Genomic DNA, 25,518 nt, shown 5'->3' with positions numbered 1-25,518 from the left:
ATTATGAATACTAGTTTGAGATTGGAGGAAACAATCAGATGTTTAAAAAGAAGGAAGATATTAAAGCCAATAATATTGAAGAAGATGAAAAGCTGGAAAAGGATTCGGACAAAGACACAGATAAGTCTGAGGTTGATGAGAAAGCAGAGGTTTCCGAAGAATATGAGGAATATAATGAAAAGCAAGGTGATGAGGACAGCTGTGAGAAGGAAAGTGAATCCGATAATGTCCAGAGCATGAAAGACCAGAAAGTGATAAAAGCTCTGAAAGATGAAAACAAAAACTTGAACGAGGAAAACAGTAGAATCAAAAATGAGCTTGCAACTCTGAAGGACAGATTGGCAAGGACAGTTGCAGAGTATGACAATTTCAGGAAGAGGACAGCGAAGGAAAAGGAACAGATATATACCGACGTTTGTGAAGATGTACTCAAGGAAGTACTCCCCGTACTTGATAATCTGGAAAGGGCTGTTTCAATAGATGGAAGTGCGGATGACCTCAAAAAAGGTGTGGAGATGACAATGAAACAGTTCAATGATGCACTGAAAAAGTTGGATGTAGAGGAGATTCCGGTAGATGGTGGATTTGATCCTCATCTACATAATGCAGTAATGCATGTTGAGGATGAAAGTTATGCCAAAAATTCAGTTGTGGAAGTATTTCAGAAAGGATATAAAAAAGGAGATAAGGTAATAAGGTACAGCATGGTCAAGGTAGCAAATTAATTCAAAACAATAAATTATTTAATCAAGAGAACTTTGAAGTTAGTCAATTTAGGAGGTAGGTTAAACATGTCAAAAATAATAGGTATTGATTTAGGTACAACAAATTCTTGTGTTGCCGTTATGGAAGGCGGAGATCCAGTAGTTATAGCGAATTCCGAAGGTGCAAGAACGACTCCATCGGTTGTTTCATTTCAGGCAAACGGAGAAAGACTTGTAGGCCAGGTAGCAAAAAGACAGGCAATAACAAATCCTGACAAGACAATAATGTCAATAAAAAGACACATGGGAACAGATTATAAGGTAAATATAGATGGAAAACAGTATACACCGCAGGAGATATCTGCAATGGTGCTTCAAAAGATAAAATCTGATGCAGAGGCATATTTGGGAGAGACTGTTACTGAAGCAGTTATAACAGTACCGGCATACTTCAATGACAGCCAGAGACAGGCAACTAAGGATGCGGGCAAGATTGCAGGTCTCAATGTAAGAAGAATAATAAATGAACCTACAGCGGCATCTTTAGCTTATGGGCTTGACAAAACCGAAACAAGTCAGAAAATATTTGTATATGATCTGGGTGGTGGTACTTTTGATGTATCCATACTTGAACTTGGAGACGGAGTGTTTGAGGTCAAGGCTACAAATGGAGATACACATCTAGGTGGAGATGACTTTGACCAAAAGGTAATAGACTATATAGCAGATACCTTCAAGGCTGAAAATGGAATAGATTTGAGAAATGACAAGATGTCACTTCAAAGATTGAAAGAAGCAGCTGAAAAGGCTAAAATTGAGCTGTCATCATCTATGCAGACAAATATAAATCTTCCATTTATTACGGCAGATGCTACAGGGCCGAAGCACATAGATATGAACCTTACAAGGGCAAAATTCAATGAACTGACCCAGGATCTGGTCCAGAGGACAATAGAACCCATGAAGAAGGCATTAAGTGATGCCGGACTTACAATAAATGATGTAAACAAGGTTATATTAGTCGGTGGTTCCACGAGAATTCCTGCAGTTCAGGAGGCTGTCAAGGAGTTTACCGGTAAAGACCCGTCAAAGGGAGTAAACCCGGATGAATGTGTAGCTGTAGGAGCAGCTATTCAGGCAGGAGTTCTTACAGGAGATGTAAAAGATGTGCTGCTGCTTGATGTTACGCCTCTCACTCTTGGTATTGAAACATTAGGTGGAGTAGCTACACCTCTTATTGAAAGAAATACTACGATACCAACCAAGAAGAGTCAGGTATTTTCCACAGCAGCAGACGGACAGACTTCCGTTGAAATTCACGTAGTTCAGGGTGAAAGACAGATGGCGGCCGACAATAAAACTCTTGGAAGATTTACGCTTTCAGGTATAGCACCAGCTCCAAGAGGAGTTCCTCAGATTGAAGTTACATTTGACATAGATGCAAATGGTATTGTAAATGTATCAGCCAAAGACAAGGGAACTGGCAAGGAGGCAAATATAACAATTACAGCTTCCACTAACCTGACAGATGATGAGATAGATAAGGCTGTTAAGGATGCAGAAAAATTCAGTGATCAGGACAAGAAGAGAAAAGAATCTATAGAAATCAAGAACAATGCAGATCAGACCCTGTACCAGACTGAGAAGACATTAAAGGATCTGGGTGACAAAGTGTCTGCAGAGGATAAGAAAGCTATAGAAGAAAAGATAGATGCTTTGAAAAAGGTCAAGGACGGAGAGGATCTGGATGCTATAAAGAAAGCTACCGAAGATCTGACACAGACTTTCTATGGAATTTCATCCAAGATATATAGTCAGAATGCCCAGGCAGGTCCAAATGCTCAGGCAGGTCCAAATGCTCAGGCAGGTCCGAATCCGGGAGCAGATCCAAATGCCGGATCGGGGAATTCAGGTAAAAATGGCGACAATGTAGTTGATGCAGATTACAAGGTGGATGATGATAAATAGTATTTTCTCTTCACGATTTTATAATAGATGTGTATAATGGTAATAGTTAAGGGATGAGTTACTGCTCTTCCCTTAATTTAAGTAATAATTTAATTTTAGTTGTACTGATGAAATTAGTACATTTTCTTAGGTGGTGAAGTATAAAAATGGCAAGTAAGGATTATTATGAGGTATTGGGGCTTCATAAAGGTGCAAGTGATGATGAAATAAAAAAAGCGTTTAGAAAAATGGCTTTAAAATACCACCCGGATAGGAATCAAAATAACAAGGAAGCTGAAGCAAAATTTAAAGAGATAAATGAAGCCTATCAGGTTTTGTCAGATCCACAGAAAAAGGCACAATATGACCAGTTTGGCACAACTGATTTTGGCGGTGCAGGAGCACAGGGATCAGGTTTCGGAGGATTTGACTTTTCAGATCTGGGTGGTTTTGGAGATATATTCGACTCATTTTTTGGAGGTGGATTTTCTCACGGGAGCAGCAGAAGAAAAAATGCTCCGCAAAAAGGAGCGGACATTGAGTATGCTCTGAATCTGACTTTTGAAGAAGCAGCTTTTGGGATAAAGAAGGAAATAAGCATAAATAGAAATGAGACCTGTGAGTACTGCCATGGTACAGGTGCCAGGCCTGGAAGCAAGCCGCGTACCTGTGACAAGTGCGGTGGAACAGGTCAGATGAGAACACAGAGGAACACTCCCCTTGGAAGTTTTGTGACTATGAGTACTTGTGACAAGTGTGGTGGAACAGGAACTATAATAAGTGATCCGTGTCCTCATTGCAAGGGCAAGGGAAAGGTGAGAAAGCGTAAAAAAATAAATGTAGATGTTCCAGCTGGGGTTGACAACGGCAATATAATACCTATAAGAGGACAGGGAGAAGCAGGTTCCAACGGAGGACCATCCGGAGATCTGTATATAAACATAAGGGTAAGTCCAAGTTCTACGTTTAGAAGAGAAGGATTTGATGTATATTTAGATAGGCATATAAGCTTTGGAAAGGCAGTCCTTGGAACTACATTAAAGGTTCCTACTATAGATGGGGAAGTAAAGTACGATGTTCCGCCAGGAACTCAGTCAGGAACTGTATTCAGACTGAGAGGCAAGGGTATAACGAGAGTAAATGGACATGGCAGGGGAGATCAATATGTCAATGTAATAGTTGATGTTCCTAAAAATATCAACCAGAAGCAGAGAGAACTGCTGGTTGATTTTATGAAAGCCGGCGGTGAAACTATAGACAGGGGAAGTGGAAAGGAAACATTTATAAATAAGATAAAACGTAAGCTCTAACTGGCTGTATAAATTTATTGAAAAGTGGTGTATTATGAATAAGGATTGGATGGAAGTTTCCATTGCAACTACTAGTGAGGCAGTGGAAGCAGTTTCAGGGATATTGTATAATACAGGTGTTTCCGGAGTGTCTATAGAAGATCCCGAGGACATTGAATTTAAAAGAAAACACCCTGAAGATTGGGATTATTTTGATAATAGTCTCTTGAAAATAAAAGATTATTCGTTAATAAAGGCTTATCTTAAGGAAGATGGGGATTTTGAAGAAAAATTAAGCTATATAAGACGTTCAATAGACAATTTGTCTGAGTTTGGTATAGACAAAGGCAGGGGAACAGTTAAGGCATGTAAGGTAAATGAAGAAGACTGGGAAAACAATTGGAAAAGATATTATAGGCCCACAAGGGCAGGAAAAAACATAGTAATTGTTCCAATATGGGAGAATTATGAGGAGCAAAAAGGTGATATAACAGTAAAGCTGGATCCAGGAATGGCATTTGGAACCGGAACTCATGAAACTACAAGAATGTGTATTAAACAGCTTGAAAGGTATGTTGATGGGAACTGTACCGTGTTTGATATAGGTACAGGTTCGGGCATTCTCTCAATAACTGCTGCCAGGCTTGGAGCAGGGCATGTTGTGGGTGTGGATTTTGATGAAGTGGCTGTGAAATCTGCAGAGGAAAATATAAATTACAATGATATTTCAAATATAGAAATACTCCATGGAAATCTTATGGATGTAGTCCATGGCAAGGCAGATATCATAGTTGCAAATATAATTGCAGATATTATAATACCATTGAGTGATGAAGTTAAATCTTTTCTGAATAAAGATGGAATTTTTATATCTTCTGGAATAATCGAAGGAAGACAGGATGAAGTGATAGACAAATTGAAGAAGTGTGATTATTTCAACATAGAGAACATAGACAGAGATGGTGAATGGTTCTGTATCACTGCAAGATTGACATGATATATAAATGGATAGAAGAGGTTGTTTAAATGCATAAATTTTTTGTGCCTGAAAAAAATATAACAGACGGGATTGCCTATATTTCAGATAGTGATGTCAAACATATAAACAAGGTACTTCGACTGAAAAAAGACGATGAGGTGGTCATAAACAATTGCAGCGGTCAGGAGTTTTATGGAATAATATATAAAATAGACAGGGATCAGGTTCAGATAAATATAGTGGGCGAAATTGATTCTGATAATGAAAGCAATATAGATATCTATCTGTTTCAGGGCTTTCCCAAGTCAAGCAAGATGGATTTGATTGTACAGAAGGCTACAGAGCTCGGAGTAAAGCAAATAACACCCATATTTACAGAAAGAGTGGTTATAAAAAACAAAAATGGGGAATTTAAAAAAGTGGAGAGATGGAACAAAATAGCTGAAGAGGCGTGCAAGCAGTGCAGGAGAAGGATAATTCCAAAAGTCGATCAACCGATTAATTTCGACGAAACAATAGAAAAATTGAAATCCATGGATCTTGTCGTAGTTCCATATGAAAATGAGAAAAAGCTCGGCATAAAAAGTATGATGGGGAAAATAGATAGATACAGTATAAAAAGTGTAGCAGTAATTGTCGGCGCCGAAGGTGGTTTTTCAGAATCCGAGATAGATGCTTTGGGGGAAGTTCATTCAAATATAGTCACTCTCGGTCCAAGAATACTCAGGACTGAAACAGCAGGCTTTGTGTGCATATCGCTGCTCATGTATGAATTAGGTGATTTAGGAGGACTGAATTAGTTGGATAAGTTTTCTTGTGCATGCAGTGGAAAGAGAACAGTAGGTATGATGACTCTGGGATGCAGGGTAAACCAGTATGAAACAGAGGCAATGACAGAGAAATTTATAAAAGAGGGTTATGAAGTTGTAAATTTCGACAGATGTGCGGATGTATATGTAATAAACACATGTACAGTGACCAATATGGGAGATAAGAAATCAAGACAGATGATTCACAGGGCAAGAAGAAAAAATCCAAATGCCATAATAGCTGTTGTAGGATGTTATTCACAGGTCTCACCTCAGGAAGTTTCTAAAATAGAAGGTGTAGACATAGTTTTAGGTACGAGGAACAAGGGCGATATTTTATACTGGGTAAATCGTGCAGAAAAAGAGAATAAAAGCTTTATTGAGATAGACGGGGTTTTGAAGAACAATACATTTGAAAACTTGAATATTGAAAAGTACCAGCATAGAACCAGAGCCTTTTTAAAAATACAGGATGGCTGCAATAGGTTTTGTTCATACTGTTTGATTCCATTTGCAAGAGGGGCAGTGTGCAGTAAAGAGCCTGGGGCAGTTTTAACTGAAGTTAAAAAACTGGCAGAGAATAATTTCAAGGAAATAATATTGTCCGGTATACATATAGCCTCCTATGGTAGTGATTTGCAGGGAAACTGGAATCTTATGCGTATTTTGCAGGAAGTAGACAAAATAGATGGAGTGGAGAGGGTGAGAATAGGATCTATTGATCCTAAATTTTTTACACATGAGGTTATAGACAGAATAGGTTCTCTCCAAAAACTATGTCCCCATTTCCATATTTCACTTCAGAGCGGCTGTGACACAACACTTGAAAGAATGAACAGGAGATATACAACCTCCGAATATGAAGATGTTTTGAATAATTTGAGAAAAAATATTTCAGGATTGTCTATAACTACTGATGTTATAGTCGGTTTCCCTGGAGAAACACAGGAGGAATTTGATAATACATATAAATTTTTGAAAAGAATAGAGCTTTCAAAAATGCATGTATTCAAATACAGCCCCAGGGAGGGAACCAAAGCAGCGGTGATGGACAATCAAGTTGATGGAAATATAAAGGAAGAAAGAAGTTCAAGGCTTATAGAATTGGATGGAATTCTGGAAAAGAAATTCATGGATGAATTTCTTGGGAGGGATATGGATGTATTGTATGAGAGGCAGCTTCCAGGCAGAGAGGATTTCTATGAAGGCTATACACCCAATTACATAAAAGTTATTGCAAAATCAGCTGAAAACCTGGAAGACAGTATAATTAAAACAAGATTGGTTTCAACTGAAAAAGGATACATGAATGGAAAGGTGAGCTGACAATCCTGTAAATTTTTTATTGAATTCAGAAGGATATTTATTATTGATATTGAATACTATAAGTAAGATAGACTAACAAGTATCCCATTTCAGTAAAGGGGGTGAACATGTGGAAGAATGTATTTTTTGTAAAATAGTAAAGGGTGAGATACCTTCAGAAAAAGTGTATGAGGATGATCTGGTATTGAGTTTTAAGGATATAAATCCCGGTGCTCCGGTTCATGTGCTTATTGTTCCCAAAAAGCACATAGAAAGTATTAATGACCTTGATAAAGAGGATTCAAATATTATAGCACACATATTTATGGCAGCAAAAAAAATTGCCGGTGATCTAAACATAGCAGAAGATGGGTACAGAATTGTTTCAAATACTGGAAGATATGGAGGACAGACCGTACCTCATGTACATTTTCATCTGCTGGGTGGAAGGTCGCTCAATTGGCCTCCAGGTTAAATTCAATATGTTGACAGTACAAAAACATTTGTTGTATAATAATCTATGTGCTATTTGACCTATGTTAACTGTATTTAATTTTTAAAATTAAATTGGGCTAGCGGAGGGAGGGATATAATATGTCAGAAATAAAAGTTGGAGAAAATGAAACTATAGAAAGTGCATTAAGAAGATTTAAAAGGAAATGCGCTAGAGCCGGTGTTCTTTCAGAAGTCAGAAAGAGAGAGCATTATGAAAAGCCAAGTGTAAAGAGAAAAAAGAAATCAGAAGCTGCTAGAAAGAGAAAGTTTAAGTAGGGTTCTTTTGGAAAGAGGGTTCAAATCAATGTCTCTTAAAAAAAGATTACAAGAGGATTGGAAACAGGCTTTAAAGTCCAAGGACAAATTTAAGGCTAATACAATAAGTATGGCAAGAGCCGCTGTACTGTTGGTCGAAAAGACCGATGGCAAGCAACTTGACGATGAACAGGTTACAGATATACTGGCAAAGGAAGTCAAGCAAAGGCGTGAAGCCATACTGGAATTTAAAAAAGGGAATAGGCAGGATTTGGTTGACGATACAGAAAAGGAAATAAAAATCTTGTTGGATTACCTTCCTCAGCAGTTGAGTAAAGAAGAGATTACCGAGATTGTTGATCAAGCAGTTAATGAAGTCGGGGCAAATAGTATAAAGGATATGAAAAAAGTTATGGCATATGTTGTGCCTAAGACAAAAGGCAGGGCAGACGGCAGGCTTGTTGGTCAAATTGTAAAACAATATTTGAATAAATAAAAGGTTGGGTTTTCTCAGCCTTTCTTGTTTTTCTAAACCTTTGTATTTCAGAAGGTTTTATTTTTTTATTTATTTTGAGTATTGCCTTTAAGTAATTTATTAGATTTATAATTCATAAATTAATAAAGAAGAAAAGCCATATAAATTTTTAGAGGTGATATTGTGGGAGATAAATTATACAATACAAAACAGAATATTGCAGATAAGTTAGATCTTCCAAGGGATATAATTTTGAACATGCCAAGGATTCTGGTAACGGGAGACAAAGAAATAGTAATAGAAAATCATAGGGGTATAGTGCTATTTGAAAAGGATCAGATAAAAATTAATTCAGGTGTAGGATTGATCTCAATATATGGAGAAAACTTTGAAGTACTTTTTATGGGCGGAAGTACAATAACAGTAGGAGGAAAATTTAAGTCAATAACCTATGAAGGAAACTAGCAGATTCAATTTTGGAAAATATAAAAATGCCTATATAACAATTGAGATACAATCCATTATACCTGAAAGATTTATAAATCTTATATGGAAGAACAATGTCTATATAAAAAACATAAGAAAAAAAAGTGTAACCACCGTGATGATGGATATAAAATTGAAAGATTATTATAAAATAGAGGAATTTGCAAAGAGAAGCAGTGCTAGAATAAAGATAGTGAAAAGATGGGGCCTTTCTTTTTTTATATTGAGACTTAAGAAAAATAGAATGATGGTTATAGGAGTATTATTATTTATAGGAATAATATATTATATGTCAACGTTCATATGGGAGATACAGATAAATTCTGATTCAAATCTGCCGCCTTATGAAATAAGACAGAAATTAAAAAAGTCTGGAATAGTCCCTGGAATCAATAAAAAACATTTGGATGTGTACAAGATAGAAGAATTTCTCATAAAAAGTGATGACAATATAATGTGGGTAAAAGCAAGGATTGATGGTTCAAGACTTATAATAAGTGTAGAAGAAAGAAAATCACCTCCCAATATAATCTCGGACAATTCACCATGTGACCTTGCAGCATCAAAAGATGGAGAAGTGGTCAGACTTTATACTACGGCAGGTACGGCTGTTGTAAATATAGGAGATATGGTTAAAAAAGGACAGATTCTTGTAAGAGGAATACAGGGAAAGGAGGGGGCAACGTATCCTGTACATGCTGCAGGAGAGGTTATATGCAGAACCTTTTATGAAGCCAGTAAAAGTGTAAAGGTGGATACTATAAAGAGAGTTAGAACGGGAAAGAAAATAGAAAATTACTATATAAATATAAATGGAAGGAAGTTATATTTAAAAAAACATGCAAATAATTTTAGTAAATATGATAAAATAGAGGAAAGTAAAATATTTTTAAAAAAAGAAACTTTCTATGAAGTAAAAGAAGTTCCAGTTAAAGGCAATATAGAAAGGATAACTGCTGAAATATCCGGAGAACTTTACAGGAAAATATGTTCAAATCTAGATAAGTCTGTTAAGATAATGAATAAGATAGTGGATAAAAAACAGGATAAATTTCTTAAGGTGAGAGTGCTGGTTGTAGCAGAAGAAAATATAGTGTCACAGGTGGAGCATAAAGAAGATATGCAGGAAAAGGACAATATTGGAAATAACGGTAACTAGTGTACAAAGGATGATTTCTAATGAAAAAACTAAGATTGGACAAATTCCTTGTAAAAGGAAGACAGAACAAGATTATTATATTCGTAATCAGCTTTATATTTATATATGTTGTACTTTTGACGGGACTCACTATTAAAAGATATAATCTGAAGGTTGGGGAGATAGCAAAGGTTGACATCAAAGCTCCAAGGGAAGTAAAGGATGAACTTTCTACTCAGGACAGAATAAATCAGGTATTGGATTCTGTTCCAATTCAGTATAATAAAAATCCTGAGATAAAAACACAGACTGTGGATAGGCTGAATAAATTTTTCACCATGGTTCAGCAGATATCGGCAGACAACCAGCTGAATCAAACCCAGAAACAGCAAAAACTCAAGAGTAATTCAGCAATAAAATTATCTGACAATGATTATCTTTCAATTGTAAAGATGGATAAAAATGATATAAGAACGCTTCAGAGTTTTCTAGTTAATATAATGTCCGATTTATATGATAATGACAATATAAGTGACAACAGCCAGAAGGACAACAAGGAGGACATTAAAAAGGCGCAGGAAAACATAATGATCAAGATAGGAGATTCGAATTTTACAAAGTCAACCAGGGATCTGGCTGCAAATATAGCTTATACACAGATATCTCCAAACTTTTTCTATGACAAGGATAAAACTGAAGAACTAAAAGAGGAGACTGCAAAAAAAGTTCCACCTGTAATGGTTAAAAAGGATCAGATAATAGTAAAAGAAGGAGAACCGGTAACTAAATATCAGATAGGAGTTTTAAAGGATCTGGGACTTCTAAATGACGGATCTTATTTCAGGTGGTATATATACTTGTCACTGGGTGTACTTGTAGGTGTAATACTGTTTCTACAGTGGGCATATTTAAGTATATACAATAGGAAATTGTATGACAATGTGAACATGCTTACCATGATAAATATATTGAACTGTATGGCTGTGCTTTTTGCAAGGGTACTCGGGCTTGCATCGCCGTTTTTCATACCCCTTGCGTTTATACCATTGATGTTCTCAATACTTGTAAATGGAAAGGTATCACTCGTATTGAATACTATTGCCTGCGTATTGATAAGTACTGCAGTGGAATTCAACATAGAGATAACTGTGCTTGCCATAATAAATGCAGTTGTAGGTTCTATAATTCTTAGAAAATTGCAGCAGAGGAATGACATATTGATTGCATCTCTGTATATTGCTGTCATAAATATAATACTTACGTCATCCATGGGATTTTTACTGAGCAACAATATAGTGGATGTAGCAAGGAAAACATTGTTTACAGGAGCAGCAAGTATAATTTCGGGAATACTTGTAATAGGATTTTTACCACTTTTCGAAAGCACATTCAATATAGTAACCACTATAAAACTTCTAGAACTGTCCAATCCAAATAATCCGCTTCTAAAGAGACTGCTTATCGAGGCTCCAGGAACTTATCATCACAGCATACTGGTAGGAAACCTTGCTGAAATGGCTACCGAAGAAGTAGGCGGAAATTCACTTTTTTCAAGGGTTGCTGCCTATTATCATGATATAGGAAAGATTAAAAGACCATATTTTTTCAAGGAGAATCAACTTGGAAATGATAACCCGCATGATAAAATAACACCGGCATTAAGTGCCCTTATAATAATATCTCATGTAAAAGATGGAATGGAGATGGCCAGAGAATATAAGCTCCCAAAGGTTATAAAGGATGTTATAGAACAGCACCATGGAACATCTCTCGTTAAATATTTTTATGTTACAATGAAAAATTCAAGTGATGATCCAGAGAAAATAAAGAAGGAAGATTTTAGATATCCGGGACCTATACCCGAAACTAAGGAATCTGGTATAATAATGCTGGCAGATGGTGTGGAGGCGTCAGTTAGATCCATTAATGAGCCCAACAAAGAGAATATAGAAAATATGGTCAACAGTATAATCAGAGACAGACTTGAGGAGGGACAGCTTGACAACTGTGATTTGACACTAAAGGATATAGGAAAAATAAAGGAGGCTTTTTTAAAAGTACTTCTCGGTATATATCATCATAGAATAGAATATCCCAAGGATAAATATGAAGAAAAAAGCGATGAAATCATTGATGATAAAATTTTAGAGAGAATAGAAGAAATGCACAAACATACGGAGGACTAACATGATTTTTATAGACAATAGACAGAAAAAAATAGATATTGCAGGCGGACTTGAGAATACTATAACAGAAGTTATAGAATATGCATTGAAAGAGGAAAAAGTGGATGTACCCTGTGAAGTAAGTGTCATATTTGTAGACAATGAAGGTATAAGAAATATAAATAGAGAAAACAGGGGAATAGATAGTGCTACTGATGTGCTTTCATTTCCAATGCTGGAATATCCTGAAGGGAAGGTATTTAAAGAAACTTATCGGGGAGATGAATTTGAGGAAAGTGACATGGACAGCGGGAATTTGGTACTGGGTGACATTGCACTCTCTCTGGAAAAGGTAGAAGAACAGAGAGTGGAGTTCGGACATTCTTTTCTCAGGGAAGCATGTTATTTGACTGTTCATTCCGTGCTTCACCTTTTAGGATATGACCATATGCAGGAAGATGAGAAAAGGAAGATGAGAGAAAGGGAAGAAGAAATTCTGGCAAAATTTCAATTTGCAAAGAGGAATTCACTATGAAGGTTAAAAAGCTTTTGGACAGTTTCAATTATGCCATACAGGGAATAATATATTCAGTTAGAACCCAGAGAAATATGAAGATACATATGATAGCGGCACTCCTGGTTCTTGTATTGTGTTTTTTCTATGATTTAAGTAAAATTGAGCTGCTGGCCATAACTATAACCATAACCATGGTTATAATGGCGGAACTCTTTAATACGGCTGTAGAATTTGCCATAGATGCCACTACGAATTACTATCATCCTCTTGCTAAAATAGCAAAGAATGTGGCCGCAGGAGGTGTTCTCATAACTGCAATCAATGCTATCCTTGTTGGTTATATAATATTTTGGGATAAATTGAATTACATCAATTTTATACTTATGAGAAAAATAAGGACTACAAGTCCATATAATATATTTATAATGCTTGTCATAGTGTGTATAGCAACTATAGTTGTAAAGGCCATATTCGGAGAAGGTACTCCTCTAAAAGGAGGAATGCCAAGCGGACACAGTGCAATTGCCTTTTCAATAGCTACCATAATTGCGCTTATGGCAGAAGAACTTGAAATAGTAATATTGAGTTATCTGCTGGCATTTATAGTTGCACAGAGCAGAGTTGACTCAGAAGTGCACTCCATACTGGAGGTTTTTTTAGGAGGTGTTTTTGGAGTGCTCATAACGGTTTTGCTTTTTAGAGTGTTTGGATAAATGATATAATTTATTTATGAGGAGAATTGTGTGATGTTTAAATCAGGATTTATAACCATAGTTGGTATGCCTAATGTAGGGAAATCAACATTGCTGAACAAGTTAATCGGAGAAAAACTTTCAATAGTATCCTGCAGACCGCAGACTACCAGAAACAATATACAGGCAATACTTACGGAGAAGGATTTCCAGCTTGTATTTGTGGATACACCGGGAATTCATAATCCAAAGCACAAATTGGGAGAGTACATGGTGAAATCTGCCATGGAATCACTAAAAGATGTGGATCTTGTGTTGTTCCTGACCACGCCTGAAGGAAAGGTGAAAAATGGAGACAGACGTATATTGCAGGATTTGAAGGGATTCAAAGTGCCGGTATTTTTCGTATTAAACAAGGTGGATGAGAATTCCCAGGATAAAGTGGCCCAAACTCTCAAAGTGTATTCGGAAGAATTTGATTTTAAAGAATACATACCTATTTCTGCACTTAAAGGCAATAATATAGAGGAACTTAAAAGTCTCATAGTAAAGTACATGAAAGAAGGACCTAAATATTATCCTGACGATATGATAATAGATAAACAGGAAAGATTTATAATATCTGAAATTATAAGAGAAAAGGCTCTTAAATTATTGTCTGAAGAGGTACCTCATGGTATAGCTGTTGAAATAATGTCGATGAAAAAAAATAAAAAGGGTATTTACAATATAGAGGCCACCATACTATGTGAGAAAATGTCCCACAAGGGAATAATAATAGGCAGGGGCGGGCTTATGCTAAAAAAGATATCCACATATGCAAGGCAGGATATGGAGAAATTTCTAGATTCAAAAGTGTACTTGAATATATGGGTAAAAGTTAAAAAGGAATGGAGAGACAGCAGTGGACTTTTGAGAGAACTTGGGTACAAACAATAAAAATTGGGAGATGGTTTTCTGACTATATTAAAAACACGTGCAGTTATAATCAAGACTCAGGATATAAGGGAAAATGACAAAATTGTCTGGTTATTTACTGAGGAATTGGGGAAAATATCTACAATAGTTAGAGGAGCAAAGAAAACTAGAAATAAACTTTTTTCTGCAACACTTCAGTTCTGTTATGGTGATTATATACTTTACAGGGGAAAAAAGTTTTATATTATAGATGAAGGCAGTATAATAGACTCCTTCCAGAATCTCCTTGGAGATTTGGATACTTTAACTTATGCATCTTACTTTTGCGAATTAATTGACATAGCAATGGAGGATCATGAAAGCAGCAGATTTTTGTTTGTAAATTTAGTCACTGCACTTTATCTTATGAAAAATAATGCTGTTGATATGGAAACCCTTGCAAGAGCTTTTGAACTAAAGATTCTGGAAGCTACAGGTTATGGAATAAATTTTGAAAATTGTGCAATATGCAGAAAGAAGATAAATACTTCCAATTATTTGAGCATGCAGTATCTGGGAGGTATATGTGATGAATGCGAGAAAACAGGCGGCCTGCCAGTAAAGAACGCTTCTTTTAATGCTCTCAAATATATTTCAAAAATACCACTTGAAAAAGTATATAGGATAAATTTGTCAAGGGAAATAAAAGGTGAGATATATGGAATTCTTAAACTTATTATATCTCAGAATTACTTTAGAAAACCCAAAAGTCTTGAAACTTTAAATTACATCTCTAGTATAAAAGAATAAATTATTAAGAGGAGAGGATAAAATGAGTGAAATAACATTGGAGAAAATCGATATTATAAGGGAAAGAACTGGTGTAAGCTATGCCGATGCAAAGGAAGCACTTGAAGCATGTGATGGAAATGTGGTGGATGCTCTTATATACATTGAAAACAATAAGAAAACTGCAAAGGACAGTATTTATACTACCAGGGATGAATTCATGGAATGGCTTAAAGATACAGTAAAAAAAGGCAATGTAAACAGAATAAAAATAAAGCGGGATGATAAAGTTGTTGTAGATATTCCTGTAAACGCAGGTATTGTAGCTACTCTTACGGCACTTGTATGGCCGCCGCTGATTGCCATTGGAATACTTACAGCCGTATTTACAAAGGTGACTATAGAAATAACTAAAGATGACGGAACCGTGGAAGTAGTCAACAAGATAATCAAAAATGGAGTCAAAACTACTGTAAATGATGTTAAAGACAAAGTTTTCGATACAGCTGCATCAGTAAAAGACAAATTTGCAAAAAAGCACAGTGATGAAACTACCTATAGGTATACTGTAAAGTTTGATGATATAGATACAGATGATAATGATAGTAAGGATAAAAAAGATGATAATGAAGATAAAAATGAAAATTAGGAGCTAGGTATTGTCCCGCCAATTTATGGCGGGACAATATTGGGGAATTATTTCTATAATATGGATTTTAATTAGTGTAACACATATTGCATATAGTTATAACAGAACAGTGCAAAGTATATTGTTAGGCTAGATGTATTAATGTATGAACAAAAATAAAAATGCTATACTATTTATTATATATATGTGGTATAATAACTTTAAAAGCAAATTTGAATCTGTAGATTTTCAACAATGGCTTACTATGTGGAAAGAAGGTGGATGGTATTAAATTTTCAAACAGACAAAATAAAATAATAGAATTAGTCAAGGAAAATGCACCTATAACAAGTGAGCAGCTAGCAGACAGAGTTGGAGTTACGAGAGCGGCACTTAGATCGGATCTATCAGTATTAACTATGACAGGAATATTGGAAGCTAAGCCAAAGGTTGGTTATATATATTCAAAAAAACCTTCATATAGTCTTTTATATGATTATATAAGGAATATAAGTGTTGAGAACATAATGTCAAAACCAATTGTGGTTGATGAGAATACTAATATATATGATGCAGTAGTCAATTTATTTTTAAATGATGTTGGGACTCTTTTTATAGAGAATGAAGGTATCCTGACCGGAGCTGTTTCACGTAAGGATTTCTTGAAAATAGCTATAGGGGGTACTGACATGCGCAAAGTACCTGTTGGAATAATAATGACCAGAATGCCTAACATAATATTTGTAGAGAGAAAGGATTCTGCTTATCTGGCAGCCCGGAAGATTATCGAACATGAAGTAGATAGCCTTCCAGTAGTTGAAAAGTTTAAAAATGATTCTAAAGATAAACTCAAGATAGTGGGAAAGATTTCAAAAACAAATATAACAAGACTCTTTGTAAAAATGGGAAAAAACAAATAATTAAGGCAAGTAAACGGGTTATTCCGTTTATATATAATCAATATAGTTGAATGCAAATATTATAGAGAAGGGGATGTACATTTCATGGAAGGAAAAAAATATGTTTATCTTTTCAGTGAAGGAAATGCTGGTATGAGGAATCTGCTTGGAGGGAAAGGTGCCAATCTGGCAGAAATGACTAATTTGGGAATACCTGTTCCACATGGGTTTACTGTAACTACAGAGGCATGTACCAAATACCATGAAGACAAGAAAAAAATAAATGATGAAATTACAGATCAAATCTACTCAAGCCTGAAAAAGCTTGAAGAGACTACAGGAAAGAAGTTTGGAAGTTTGGACAATCCTTTGCTTGTTTCAGTAAGATCAGGAGCAAGAGTCTCAATGCCTGGAATGATGGATACAATATTGAATCTGGGATTAAACGATGATTCGGTAAAGGCAGTAGCCAAGCTTACAAATAATGAGAGATTTGCATATGATTCTTATAGAAGGTTCATCCAGATGTTTTCAGATGTTGTCAGGGGAATTGAAAAGAGAAAATTTGAAGATGTGCTTGATGAAATAAAAGATTCCAAGGGAATAAAGTACGATACAGAATTAACTGCGGAAGATTTGAAAAATGCAATTGCAAGATTTAAAAAAATATACAAGGATGATATAGGAAGTGACTTCCCGCAGGATCCAAGAGAACAGCTTATTGAAGCCATTACGGCGGTATTCAGATCATGGGAGAACCCAAGGGCAGTAGTATATAGAAGGCTGAATGATATTCCTGGGGACTGGGGGACTGCTGTAAACGTTCAATGCATGGTGTTTGGAAATATGGGAAATACTTCAGGTACCGGAGTTGCTTTTACAAGAAATCCGGCGACGGGAGAAAAAAATATATTTGGTGAATATCTTATAAACGCCCAGGGTGAAGATGTTGTATCAGGTGTAAGAACTCCCCAGCCAATAGCCAAATTGGAAGAGGATCTTCCTGAATGTTATGATCAGTTTGTCAAGATTGCACATAATCTTGAAAAGCACTATAAGGATATGCAGGATATGGAGTTTACCATAGAGCAGGGAAAATTGTATTTTCTACAGACTAGAAATGGAAAAAGAACTGCACAGGCTGCACTTAAGGTAGCAGTTGATATGGTAAATGAAGGCCTTATAACTAAAGAGGAAGCTCTCTTGAAAGTTGAACCTAAACAGCTTGATACTCTTCTGCATCCTAATTTTGATAAAAATAAACTGGGAAAAGCTGCTGTAATTGCAACTGGACTTCCTGCATCACCAGGAGCTGCCTGCGGAAAGATTTATTTTACAGCGGATTCCGCAAAAAAGCATCATGATCAGGGTGAAAAGGTAATACTTGTAAGACTTGAAACATCTCCTGAAGATATAGAAGGGATGGTGGCAGCAGAAGGAATACTTACAGTAAGGGGTGGAATGACATCCCATGCAGCGGTTGTAGCAAGAGGCATGGGTAGATGCTGCGTGGCAGGATGTGGAGATATAAATGTAAATGAAACTGAAAAGATACTTGAAGTGCTTGGCAAAACTTATAAAGAGGGTGATTACATATCACTGGATGGAAGCACTGGAAATGTATATGGAGAAGCAATAAAGACAACTGCACCGGAAATAACGGGATATTTTGGAATATTCATGGGATGGGCTGATAGTATTAGAAAATTAAAGGTAAGAACAAATGCGGATACTCCAAGAGATGCAGCACAGGCAGTTAAATTTGGTGCGGAAGGTGTAGGACTCTGCAGAACAGAGCATATGTTCTTTGATGAAGATAGAATACCAGCTGTTAGAAGGATGATAGTATCAAATAATGAAGAACAGAGAAGGGCGGCACTGAACAGTATACTTCCTATGCAGAAAGAGGATTTTATAGGTATATATGAGGCAATGGAAGGAAGACCCGTTACAATTAGATTTCTGGATCCTCCTCTTCATGAATTCCTGCCGACAGAGGATGAAGATATACAAGGTCTGGCAAAGGAAATGAATATAAGTTTTGAGGAATTAAAGTCAACAATAGAATCACTTCATGAATTCAATCCTATGATGGGACACAGGGGATGCAGACTTACAGTTTCATATCCTGAAATAGGGGAAATGCAGACCAGGGCTATAATCGAGGCCGCAATAGATGTTAAGAAGAGAAAAGGATATGATATTGTTCCTGAGATAATGATACCTCTTGTGGGAGAACTCAAGGAATTGAAGTATGTTAAGGATATAATTGTAAGAGTTGCAGATGAAATAATAGAGAAATCTGGAATTGATTTAAAGTACAAGGTTGGTACTATGATAGAAATACCTAGAGCTGCTATTACAGCAGATGAAATAGCGGAGGAAGCTGAATTTTTCTCTTTTGGAACAAATGACCTGACTCAGATGACATTCGGTTTTTCAAGGGATGATGCTGGAAAATTCCTGAATTATTATTATGATAATAAGATATATGAATTCGATCCATTCCAGAGACTGGACCAGAAGGGTGTAGGAAAGCTGGTGGATATAGCAGTCAAGCTGGGAAGAAAGACAAGACCTGACATACATCTTGGAATATGTGGAGAACATGGAGGAGATCCATCATCTGTAGAGTTCTGTCACAATATAGGACTTGATTATGTTTCGTGTTCACCGTTTAGAGTTCCTCTGGCAAGACTTGCAGCAGCTCAGGCACAGGTGAAAAATCCTAGATAAATATTAAAAAGTTATATATTAAAACGCCGTAAAATTTATTTTATGGCGTTTTTCAAGTTTACTTCAGCATTGTATTAAATTTTTTTTCAACATATTTTCCAAATTGAATTATGAATTCTAACTGCGCAGCTGTATTATCTGATGTTTTTTTAAGTATATAAAAAAAAGAATTGTGATTGCACTTGGTTATATTATTGTAATAATCCCGTGATATTTTCCAAAATTTTTGAGGAAAAGACAAATATGAAATTATATACTTGTAATCGTCCAAATTCAGGGGGGAATTTTCCTCATAGGCTTCCAGACAGGCTTCTGCATAATCCAGGTTCCAGTTTGTATTTGTCCTTTTTAAAAATCTTCTCAAAAAATAGGATATATCATGAGAGCAGTGTGCCGTAGTACATTTGTCAAAATCTATTATCCAGATATTTCTGCTGCTATCAAATATTATATTTTTATTTACATAATCAAGATGACACAGTGACGAATGTAATTTGTCATAATCTATAGTCTGTGATATCTTGGAAGATATTTCAGCCAGAATGTAATTTTCGTCGAAATTTTCCATAAACAGCTCTGAAAAATTGTCATCATGATGGAAAGCTAAATTTGAACAATTTAAAAGTTGATTAAGGTGTTTTTGGAAAGATAGACTTATGTGTTCAAAATTTTTTCTTATACTGCTTCCAGAAATGGGACTGAAATTTCTGCTCGCATTATGCATATGGGACAAATTTGAAATTGCAGCGATTACATCATTTATACTGTCATAATTGCATTTTTCACCTAATATCCATGGAGTGAGTATAAAAAGCATATTTTCATATTTTACAAATCTGCCATGGTTATTTGTAGCTAGAATTCTGGGAACATTTATATTATTTCTGTAAAGCCATTCTACTGCAGAATATACAAATAGAAGTTCAGCTTCATCAAAATATACTTTTTTTAAACAATAGCTCTTACCTGAATGATCCACTTTATATACGGCTCTCTGTTTTTCTGTATTCTTGAATTTTATTCTATTTATATCAGCATTCTGAAGATCATAATAGGGAAGTACGTATTTTTTTACATTTTCTTCAGATAATAAATTTATATCCATTTACCAGACCCCTTAAAAAATACTTCTCTATAATAATATTAAATATTTTTTTACATTATACATTATCATTAAAAAGGAATTTTGAAAGTAAAAGTAGAATTAATAATCTAGGGTGATTTATATGCTAATAAGAGAGCAGATAGAACAAAAGGAAAAATTGATATTGATACCTCAGGCAGCATTTTCCTGCAGGACGAAAGGAAGATATGAATATGAAGAAAGTGACAACATAAGAACTGCGTTTATGGTTGACAGGGACAGGATCATCCACAGTAAATCATTTAGACGGCTCAAGCATAAGACACAGGTATATATAAGAGTATATGGGGATCATTATAGAACAAGGCTTACCCACACGCTGGAAGTAAATCAGATCGGTAAAACTATAGGCAAGGGAATTGGCTTGAATGAAGATTTGATAGAAGCTATAGCCATGGCGCATGATATAGGACATGTACCTTTTGCACACAGCGGCGAAGAGGTGCTGAATGAATTAGTCCCCGGAGGTTTTAAACATACTGAAAACAGTATAAGAGTATTGACGAGAATAGAAAAAGACGGAAAAGGACTTAATTTGACCAGGGAAGTGCTGGACGGTGTCTTAAAACACAGTGGATTTTCAAATCCTGAAATAGCGGCATTTACCCTTGAAGGACAGGTAGTTAAGTACAGTGATAAAATAGCTTACATAAATCATGATATAGACGATTCAATAAGGGCAGGTATTTTGAAGTCAGACGATCTGCCGCAAAATCCCAGATGCATTCTTGGAAAAACAAACAGCGAGAGAATTAATACATTGGTTACCGACTGCATATATACAACTATAGAGAATATTAAAAAGGGAATAATGAAAGTTTCGTTGAGCAGCGAGGTATTTAAGGCTTTGGATGAACTTAGAAATTTCATGTTTGAAGAAATATATCATGGCAATTTCCTCAAGGAGGAAAGACAAAAGGCAAAGTTTGTATTAAGGCAGGTATTCAATCACTTTTATAAATATCCCGATAAAATGCCCGGGTTTTATAGAAAGATAGTCGAAATGGAAGGACTTTTAAGGGGGGTAACTGATTATATATCAGGGATGAGTGATGATTATTGTTTGATGTTGTTCAATGACATATACATACCTAAAAATATGGTATATTAGGAATATTTTTTAATAGCATATGGGTAAAATAGAAATGTTCGTATTAAATATTTTATTTGTTGAAGGATATTTAGTATTTGTAAAGAATATATATAGTAGATTAACAAGTTAAAAAAATAAAAAATACAATATAAAGCAGGAATATAATATTTTCTGTCGAATATATTAAAACTTGGTACAATAATTTCAGATAGGTGGTAGTTGCTTTGTGATATCGGAAGATGTCATTCAAAAAGTAAAGGATGAAAATAATATAGTTGATGTAATATCTGAAACTGTAAAGTTAAAAAGAACCGGAAGAAATTATGTGGGGTTATGCCCTTTTCACCATGAAAAAACTCCGTCCTTCAGCGTATCTGAAGAAAAACAGATATATAAATGTTTTGGGTGTGGGGAAGCGGGAAATGTCATAACCTTTGTCATGAAGACAAAAAACATGAGCTTTCCGGAGGCAGTTAAGCTATTAGCTGAAAGGGCAAACATAGATTTGGAGTATGATGGGAATAAAAACGGGAGCAGAGGAAATAGTTTTGAAAAATTATATAGATTGAATGTTGAAGCTGCCAGATATTTTTTTTCCTGTCTTAATAGGAATGAAAGAGCAAGGAATTATCTTTTGAATAGGGAAATAACAGTAAATACCATGAGAAAATTTGGGCTGGGATATTCTGCTGACAGCTGGAATGCCATGCTCAGATATTTAAAGAGAAAGGGTTTTACTGAACTGGATATGTTATCGGATGGACTTATAATAAAAAATCGTCAGGGAAATTATTATGATAGATTTAGGAATAGGATAATTTTTCCGGTATTTGATTATAGAGGGAGGATTATAGGATTTGGAGGAAGGGTTATGGATGATTCAAAACCTAAGTATTTGAATTCTCCAGAAACTGCTCTATTTAAAAAGGGTACTAATCTATACGGATTGAATTTTGCAATAAAAGACAATACATCTAAAAGCTTGATCATGGTAGAAGGATATATGGACTGCATATCACTTCATCAGGGTGGTATTACAAATACTGTGGCATCTTTAGGTACTGCCCTTACTACAGGTCAGGCAAAGCTCATGAAGAGATATGCGGATAGGGTAATAATAGCTTATGATGCAGATACTGCAGGACAGATGGCGACTTTAAGGGGATTGAACATACTGAAAAATGCCGGACTGGATGTAAGAGTTCTTATGATACCAAGTGGGAAAGATCCGGATGAATTTATCAGGAAAAATGGGAAAGAGGAATTCTTGAAATTGGTTGAAAAATCCCTTCCACTTACAGACTATAGAATTGAAAGTATCAGAAAGAGTTTAAATCCAGATGATTATGAGAGTAAAATAAAATATACTGAACGTGTTTTAACTGTACTAAAAGATGTTGATCCAATAGAAAATGAAATCTATATAAAAAAGTTATCTGAAGAAACCGGAATAAGGCTTCAGGTACTTTATGACATGCTAAATGGAAATATTCAAAAAAATACAAAAAAAGCTTCAAATATGAATACAGATGAGTATTTTGGACAAAAATTATATTTAGAACCTGCATATTTAAAAGCGGAGAGGTCACTTCTCAAATTGATATTGCAGGACAATGATGCATTGAAATATGTACGGGACAATTTAAATGAAGATGAACTAATACTTGAAAGTCATAAAAAAATTTATAAATATATTTTTGAAAGTTCGAGTTTGGATAAATCACATAGAATTGTTCATATAGAAGCTAAATGCAATGATGTTGATACATCCAAAGAATGGGTCAATATATTGGATACGCAGATTATATATGGAAATTATGATTATAAATATATGGTAGATAGTTTTGTAAACAAGATAAAAAAACATAGATTGGAACAATATAAATTAAGGGTTATTGATAGGATAAAGCAGTATGAAATCCAGGGAAAATTTGATGAATCACTTAAATTGGCACAGGAACTTATAAAAATTCAAAAAAGGATTGGTGAAATACAGTAATGGTTAAGGGAGGCAAAAAAATGAAGGATAAAAGTTCAAAAATGCAGATAGTCAAAAAACTTATAGAAAAAGGTAAGAAGACTAACAGCCTAACTTACAAAGAAATAATGAATGAACTGGAAGAAGTGGACTTAAATCCGGAACAAATAGAGAAGATATATGAAGTGCTGGAATCTATGGGTATTGAAGTAATAGGTGACATGCATGAAGATGCAGAAGAAGATAAGAATTTGGATCTGTCCGTACCTGAGGGAGTAGCAATAGATGATCCTGTTAGAATGTATTTGAAAGAAATAGGGAAAGTGCCCCTGCTTCTTCCTGAAGAGGAAGTTGATCTGGCACAGAGGATTGAAAATGGAGATCAAATTGCGAAGAAAAAGTTGGCAGAGGCAAATTTAAGATTAGTTGTCAGTATAGCCAAGAGATATGTTGGCAGGGGAATGCTGTTTCTGGATCTTATTCAGGAAGGAAATCTGGGACTTATAAAGGCAGTGGAAAAATTCAATTACAGAAAGGGATTTAAATTCAGTACCTATGCTACATGGTGGATAAGGCAGGCTATAACTAGAGCTATTGCAGACCAGGCCAGGACCATAAGGATACCTGTTCATATGGTAGAAACAATAAATAAGCTTATAAGGGTTTCAAGACAGCTCCTCCAGGAACTTGGAAGAGAGCCGCAGCCTGAAGAAGTGGCAAAAATAATGGAAATGCCGGTGGATAAGGTAAGAGAAATAATGAAAATAGCCCAGGAACCAGTATCATTGGAGACACCTATTGGTGAAGAGGAAGACAGCCATCTTGGAGATTTTATACCGGATGATGAGGCACCAGCCCCTGCAGAAGCTGCAGCTTTTACCATGCTCAAGGAACAGCTTATAAATGTACTTGACACCTTAACTCCAAGAGAGGAAAAAGTGCTGAGATTGAGATTCGGACTTGATGACGGCAGAGCCAGGACTTTGGAAGAGGTGGGGAAAAAATTCAACGTTACACGAGAGAGAATAAGACAGATAGAGGCAAAGGCACTCAGAAAGCTGAGACATCCAAGCAGAAGCAAAAAATTAAAGGATTATCTGGATTAAAGCACCCTGTAAAGGTGCTTTTAATTATAACTGAAATCAGATATATGTTATAATTGTATTCAGGGAGGTGATGGTTTGAAAAATTATAAATCTGCAAAGGGTATGGGAATATATTACATTTTGGGAATAACTGTGCTGTACAATATCATATTTTTGCTGATTTACTATTTTATAGATTCCTATGAACTGTCAAATCTCTTAAAATTGACTTTGATAATATTCAATATATATGAGATCTATTATATTGCCCTATGCAGGACTCTCAGCTATTCTATAGATGAATCGGCTGTATATATAAACAGTATATTTGGATTGAAGAAAGAGAGGATACCTTTTTCTTCGATTAATGCATATCAAAAATCTCATGGACATATAAAAGGTGTAAAATTGTCGGGGCATGGAAAAAATAATTTTGCCATTGGTAAATCCTTTATAGATAAAATTGGAACTACATATATGTTTGTTACCTCTATGAAAAATATAATATATTTAAATACCATTACTGCCAATTACGGCATTTCACCTGATGATTTTGACGATTTTGAAAAACAAATCGAGTTCAGGGGTGTAAAAAAATCAAGCTGGGAAAACAGTGCTGTGAAAACCCCAGGCATCAAAAGGGACAGGAAATTTCTACTGCTTTTTTCAATAGCAGCAGTAGTTGTAATTATAATTACCCTAAATCCTATAATAATGTATTTCAGCAATACAATTCCAGCAAGAATGCCTTTGACATTCAATACGGATTTTACACCTGAAAAATTCGGAACGGGAAAGCAGTTTGCATTTAAACAGATGAGTTACGGCCTGCTTAATATGGCTATATTGTTTTGTATGTATTATGCAGGTTTCTTATATGCAAAATACGACAGAAAGTCTTCCTATAAGTTTATGCTCATAGCCATAATAGCAGCTGTTGTGTTTTTAATGATGCAGATGAGAGTAATATTAACTTTTAAATAGAATTTTAGATCATTGGAAATGGAGATAAA

General features: G+C 35.4%; 24 protein-coding genes. 23 read left to right on the top strand and 1 reads right to left on the bottom strand.

Going from position 1 to position 25,518, the window contains the following annotated elements:
• Window positions 1-38: 38 nt before the first annotated feature.
• The 19 genes from grpE (at window position 39) to ppdK (ending at window position 19,205) form a co-directional block, all read left to right on the top strand.
• Entirely contained in the window at window positions 39-725 is a 687-nt protein-coding gene (grpE, locus tag LKE46_RS10535; RefSeq protein ID WP_291721699.1) for a nucleotide exchange factor GrpE, read from the top strand.
• 66 nt (window positions 726-791) lie between these two features.
• On the top strand, window positions 792-2,672 hold the full coding sequence (gene dnaK, locus LKE46_RS10530) for a molecular chaperone DnaK (protein WP_291721696.1): 1,881 nt from the start codon (window positions 792-794) through the stop codon (window positions 2,670-2,672).
• A gap of 146 nt (window positions 2,673-2,818) precedes the next feature.
• On the top strand, window positions 2,819-3,961 hold the full coding sequence (gene dnaJ, locus LKE46_RS10525) for a molecular chaperone DnaJ (protein WP_291721693.1): 1,143 nt from the start codon (window positions 2,819-2,821) through the stop codon (window positions 3,959-3,961).
• 34 nt (window positions 3,962-3,995) lie between these two features.
• Window positions 3,996-4,937, top strand: coding sequence for a 50S ribosomal protein L11 methyltransferase (gene prmA, locus LKE46_RS10520; RefSeq protein ID WP_291721690.1), 942 nt, complete (start codon window positions 3,996-3,998; stop codon window positions 4,935-4,937).
• A 29-nt stretch (window positions 4,938-4,966) separates the two neighbouring features.
• Window positions 4,967-5,719 carry a 16S rRNA (uracil(1498)-N(3))-methyltransferase gene (locus LKE46_RS10515; protein ID WP_291721688.1) on the top strand — a complete coding sequence of 251 codons (753 nt, stop codon included), beginning with the start codon at window positions 4,967-4,969 and terminating at the stop codon, window positions 5,717-5,719.
• A gap of 45 nt (window positions 5,720-5,764) precedes the next feature.
• A complete protein-coding gene (gene mtaB / locus LKE46_RS10510) occupies window positions 5,765-7,054 on the top strand; it encodes a tRNA (N(6)-L-threonylcarbamoyladenosine(37)-C(2))-methylthiotransferase MtaB (RefSeq protein ID WP_291725649.1) in 1,290 nt (429 codons plus the stop codon).
• A 109-nt stretch (window positions 7,055-7,163) separates the two neighbouring features.
• Window positions 7,164-7,508 (top strand): histidine triad nucleotide-binding protein, encoded by a 345-nt coding sequence (locus LKE46_RS10505; protein ID WP_291721686.1) that lies wholly within the window; start codon window positions 7,164-7,166, stop codon window positions 7,506-7,508.
• A gap of 119 nt (window positions 7,509-7,627) precedes the next feature.
• A complete protein-coding gene (rpsU, locus tag LKE46_RS10500; RefSeq protein WP_007061146.1) occupies window positions 7,628-7,804 on the top strand; it encodes a 30S ribosomal protein S21 in 177 nt (58 codons plus the stop codon).
• A gap of 28 nt (window positions 7,805-7,832) precedes the next feature.
• Window positions 7,833-8,279: a GatB/YqeY domain-containing protein gene (locus tag LKE46_RS10495; protein WP_291721617.1), complete on the top strand. Its 447-nt coding sequence runs from the start codon at window positions 7,833-7,835 to the stop codon at window positions 8,277-8,279.
• A gap of 162 nt (window positions 8,280-8,441) precedes the next feature.
• Window positions 8,442-8,723 carry a sporulation protein YqfC gene (yqfC, locus tag LKE46_RS10490; protein ID WP_291721614.1) on the top strand — a complete coding sequence of 94 codons (282 nt, stop codon included), beginning with the start codon at window positions 8,442-8,444 and terminating at the stop codon, window positions 8,721-8,723.
• The gene (gene yqfD / locus LKE46_RS10485; protein WP_291721612.1) at window positions 8,710-9,903 is read left to right on the top strand and encodes a sporulation protein YqfD; all 1,194 of its coding nucleotides are present in this window, start codon (window positions 8,710-8,712) and stop codon (window positions 9,901-9,903) included. Before yqfC ends, yqfD begins: the two co-directional genes overlap by 14 nt.
• A 20-nt stretch (window positions 9,904-9,923) precedes the next feature.
• Window positions 9,924-12,068, top strand: coding sequence for an HD family phosphohydrolase (locus LKE46_RS10480; RefSeq protein WP_291721610.1), 2,145 nt, complete (start codon window positions 9,924-9,926; stop codon window positions 12,066-12,068).
• 1 nt (window position 12,069) lies between these two features.
• Entirely contained in the window at window positions 12,070-12,582 is a 513-nt protein-coding gene (gene ybeY, locus LKE46_RS10475) for an rRNA maturation RNase YbeY (protein WP_291721607.1), read from the top strand.
• A complete protein-coding gene (locus LKE46_RS10470; RefSeq protein WP_291721604.1) occupies window positions 12,579-13,277 on the top strand; it encodes a diacylglycerol kinase in 699 nt (232 codons plus the stop codon). Before ybeY ends, LKE46_RS10470 begins: the two co-directional genes overlap by 4 nt.
• A gap of 33 nt (window positions 13,278-13,310) precedes the next feature.
• A complete protein-coding gene (gene era, locus LKE46_RS10465; RefSeq protein ID WP_291721602.1) occupies window positions 13,311-14,195 on the top strand; it encodes a GTPase Era in 885 nt (294 codons plus the stop codon).
• 3 nt (window positions 14,196-14,198) lie between these two features.
• Complete coding sequence (gene recO, locus LKE46_RS10460) at window positions 14,199-14,963, top strand: DNA repair protein RecO (RefSeq protein ID WP_291721599.1); 765 nt, start codon at window positions 14,199-14,201, stop codon at window positions 14,961-14,963.
• 22 nt (window positions 14,964-14,985) lie between these two features.
• A complete protein-coding gene (locus LKE46_RS10455; RefSeq protein WP_291721596.1) occupies window positions 14,986-15,591 on the top strand; it encodes a DUF4342 domain-containing protein in 606 nt (201 codons plus the stop codon).
• 257 nt (window positions 15,592-15,848) lie between these two features.
• A complete protein-coding gene (locus LKE46_RS10450; RefSeq protein ID WP_291721593.1) occupies window positions 15,849-16,490 on the top strand; it encodes a helix-turn-helix transcriptional regulator in 642 nt (213 codons plus the stop codon).
• An 84-nt stretch (window positions 16,491-16,574) separates the two neighbouring features.
• Window positions 16,575-19,205: a pyruvate, phosphate dikinase gene (ppdK, locus tag LKE46_RS10445; protein ID WP_291721590.1), complete on the top strand. Its 2,631-nt coding sequence runs from the start codon at window positions 16,575-16,577 to the stop codon at window positions 19,203-19,205.
• A gap of 58 nt (window positions 19,206-19,263) precedes the next feature.
• Here the strand turns inward: ppdK and LKE46_RS10440 are convergent, their stop codons facing one another.
• Entirely contained in the window at window positions 19,264-20,310 is a 1,047-nt protein-coding gene (locus tag LKE46_RS10440; RefSeq protein WP_291721588.1) for a CotS family spore coat protein, read from the bottom strand.
• Between the two features lie 121 nt (window positions 20,311-20,431).
• Between LKE46_RS10440 and LKE46_RS10435 the strand changes: the two genes are divergently transcribed.
• The 4 genes from LKE46_RS10435 (at window position 20,432) to LKE46_RS10420 (ending at window position 25,489) form a co-directional block, all read left to right on the top strand.
• On the top strand, window positions 20,432-21,460 hold the full coding sequence (locus LKE46_RS10435) for a deoxyguanosinetriphosphate triphosphohydrolase (RefSeq protein ID WP_291721585.1): 1,029 nt from the start codon (window positions 20,432-20,434) through the stop codon (window positions 21,458-21,460).
• A gap of 208 nt (window positions 21,461-21,668) precedes the next feature.
• Entirely contained in the window at window positions 21,669-23,441 is a 1,773-nt protein-coding gene (gene dnaG, locus LKE46_RS10430) for a DNA primase (RefSeq protein WP_291721583.1), read from the top strand.
• Window positions 23,442-23,461: 20 nt separating this feature from the next.
• Window positions 23,462-24,526 carry an RNA polymerase sigma factor RpoD gene (rpoD, locus tag LKE46_RS10425; RefSeq protein WP_291721581.1) on the top strand — a complete coding sequence of 355 codons (1,065 nt, stop codon included), beginning with the start codon at window positions 23,462-23,464 and terminating at the stop codon, window positions 24,524-24,526.
• 75 nt (window positions 24,527-24,601) lie between these two features.
• Window positions 24,602-25,489 carry a PH domain-containing protein gene (locus LKE46_RS10420; protein ID WP_291721577.1) on the top strand — a complete coding sequence of 296 codons (888 nt, stop codon included), beginning with the start codon at window positions 24,602-24,604 and terminating at the stop codon, window positions 25,487-25,489.
• The last annotated feature ends 29 nt before the right edge of the window (window positions 25,490-25,518 follow it).

The sequence above is a fragment of the Clostridium sp. genome (genome assembly GCF_022482905.1).
In the GTDB taxonomy this organism is placed as follows: domain Bacteria; phylum Bacillota; class Clostridia; order Clostridiales; family Clostridiaceae; genus Clostridium_B.
This window is presented reverse-complemented; position numbering and strand designations above follow the sequence as displayed.

Coding starts and splice junctions, on each gene's coding strand:
- LKE46_RS10480 (WP_291721610.1), top strand. CDS start 9,924: ATGAAAAAACTAAGATTGGACAAATTCCTTGTAAAAGGAAGACAGAAC.
- ybeY (WP_291721607.1), top strand. CDS start 12,070: ATGATTTTTATAGACAATAGACAGAAAAAAATAGATATTGCAGGCGGA.
- LKE46_RS10440 (WP_291721588.1), bottom strand. CDS start 20,310: ATGGATATAAATTTATTATCTGAAGAAAATGTAAAAAAATACGTACTT.
- rpsU (WP_007061146.1), top strand. CDS start 7,628: ATGTCAGAAATAAAAGTTGGAGAAAATGAAACTATAGAAAGTGCATTA.
- dnaJ (WP_291721693.1), top strand. CDS start 2,819: ATGGCAAGTAAGGATTATTATGAGGTATTGGGGCTTCATAAAGGTGCA.
- LKE46_RS10435 (WP_291721585.1), top strand. CDS start 20,432: ATGCTAATAAGAGAGCAGATAGAACAAAAGGAAAAATTGATATTGATA.
- LKE46_RS10455 (WP_291721596.1), top strand. CDS start 14,986: ATGAGTGAAATAACATTGGAGAAAATCGATATTATAAGGGAAAGAACT.
- rpoD (WP_291721581.1), top strand. CDS start 23,462: ATGAAGGATAAAAGTTCAAAAATGCAGATAGTCAAAAAACTTATAGAA.
- grpE (WP_291721699.1), top strand. CDS start 39: ATGTTTAAAAAGAAGGAAGATATTAAAGCCAATAATATTGAAGAAGAT.
- mtaB (WP_291725649.1), top strand. CDS start 5,765: ATGATGACTCTGGGATGCAGGGTAAACCAGTATGAAACAGAGGCAATG.
- prmA (WP_291721690.1), top strand. CDS start 3,996: ATGAATAAGGATTGGATGGAAGTTTCCATTGCAACTACTAGTGAGGCA.
- yqfD (WP_291721612.1), top strand. CDS start 8,710: ATGAAGGAAACTAGCAGATTCAATTTTGGAAAATATAAAAATGCCTAT.
- ppdK (WP_291721590.1), top strand. CDS start 16,575: ATGGAAGGAAAAAAATATGTTTATCTTTTCAGTGAAGGAAATGCTGGT.
- era (WP_291721602.1), top strand. CDS start 13,311: ATGTTTAAATCAGGATTTATAACCATAGTTGGTATGCCTAATGTAGGG.
- LKE46_RS10515 (WP_291721688.1), top strand. CDS start 4,967: ATGCATAAATTTTTTGTGCCTGAAAAAAATATAACAGACGGGATTGCC.
- dnaK (WP_291721696.1), top strand. CDS start 792: ATGTCAAAAATAATAGGTATTGATTTAGGTACAACAAATTCTTGTGTT.
- LKE46_RS10470 (WP_291721604.1), top strand. CDS start 12,579: ATGAAGGTTAAAAAGCTTTTGGACAGTTTCAATTATGCCATACAGGGA.
- LKE46_RS10495 (WP_291721617.1), top strand. CDS start 7,833: ATGTCTCTTAAAAAAAGATTACAAGAGGATTGGAAACAGGCTTTAAAG.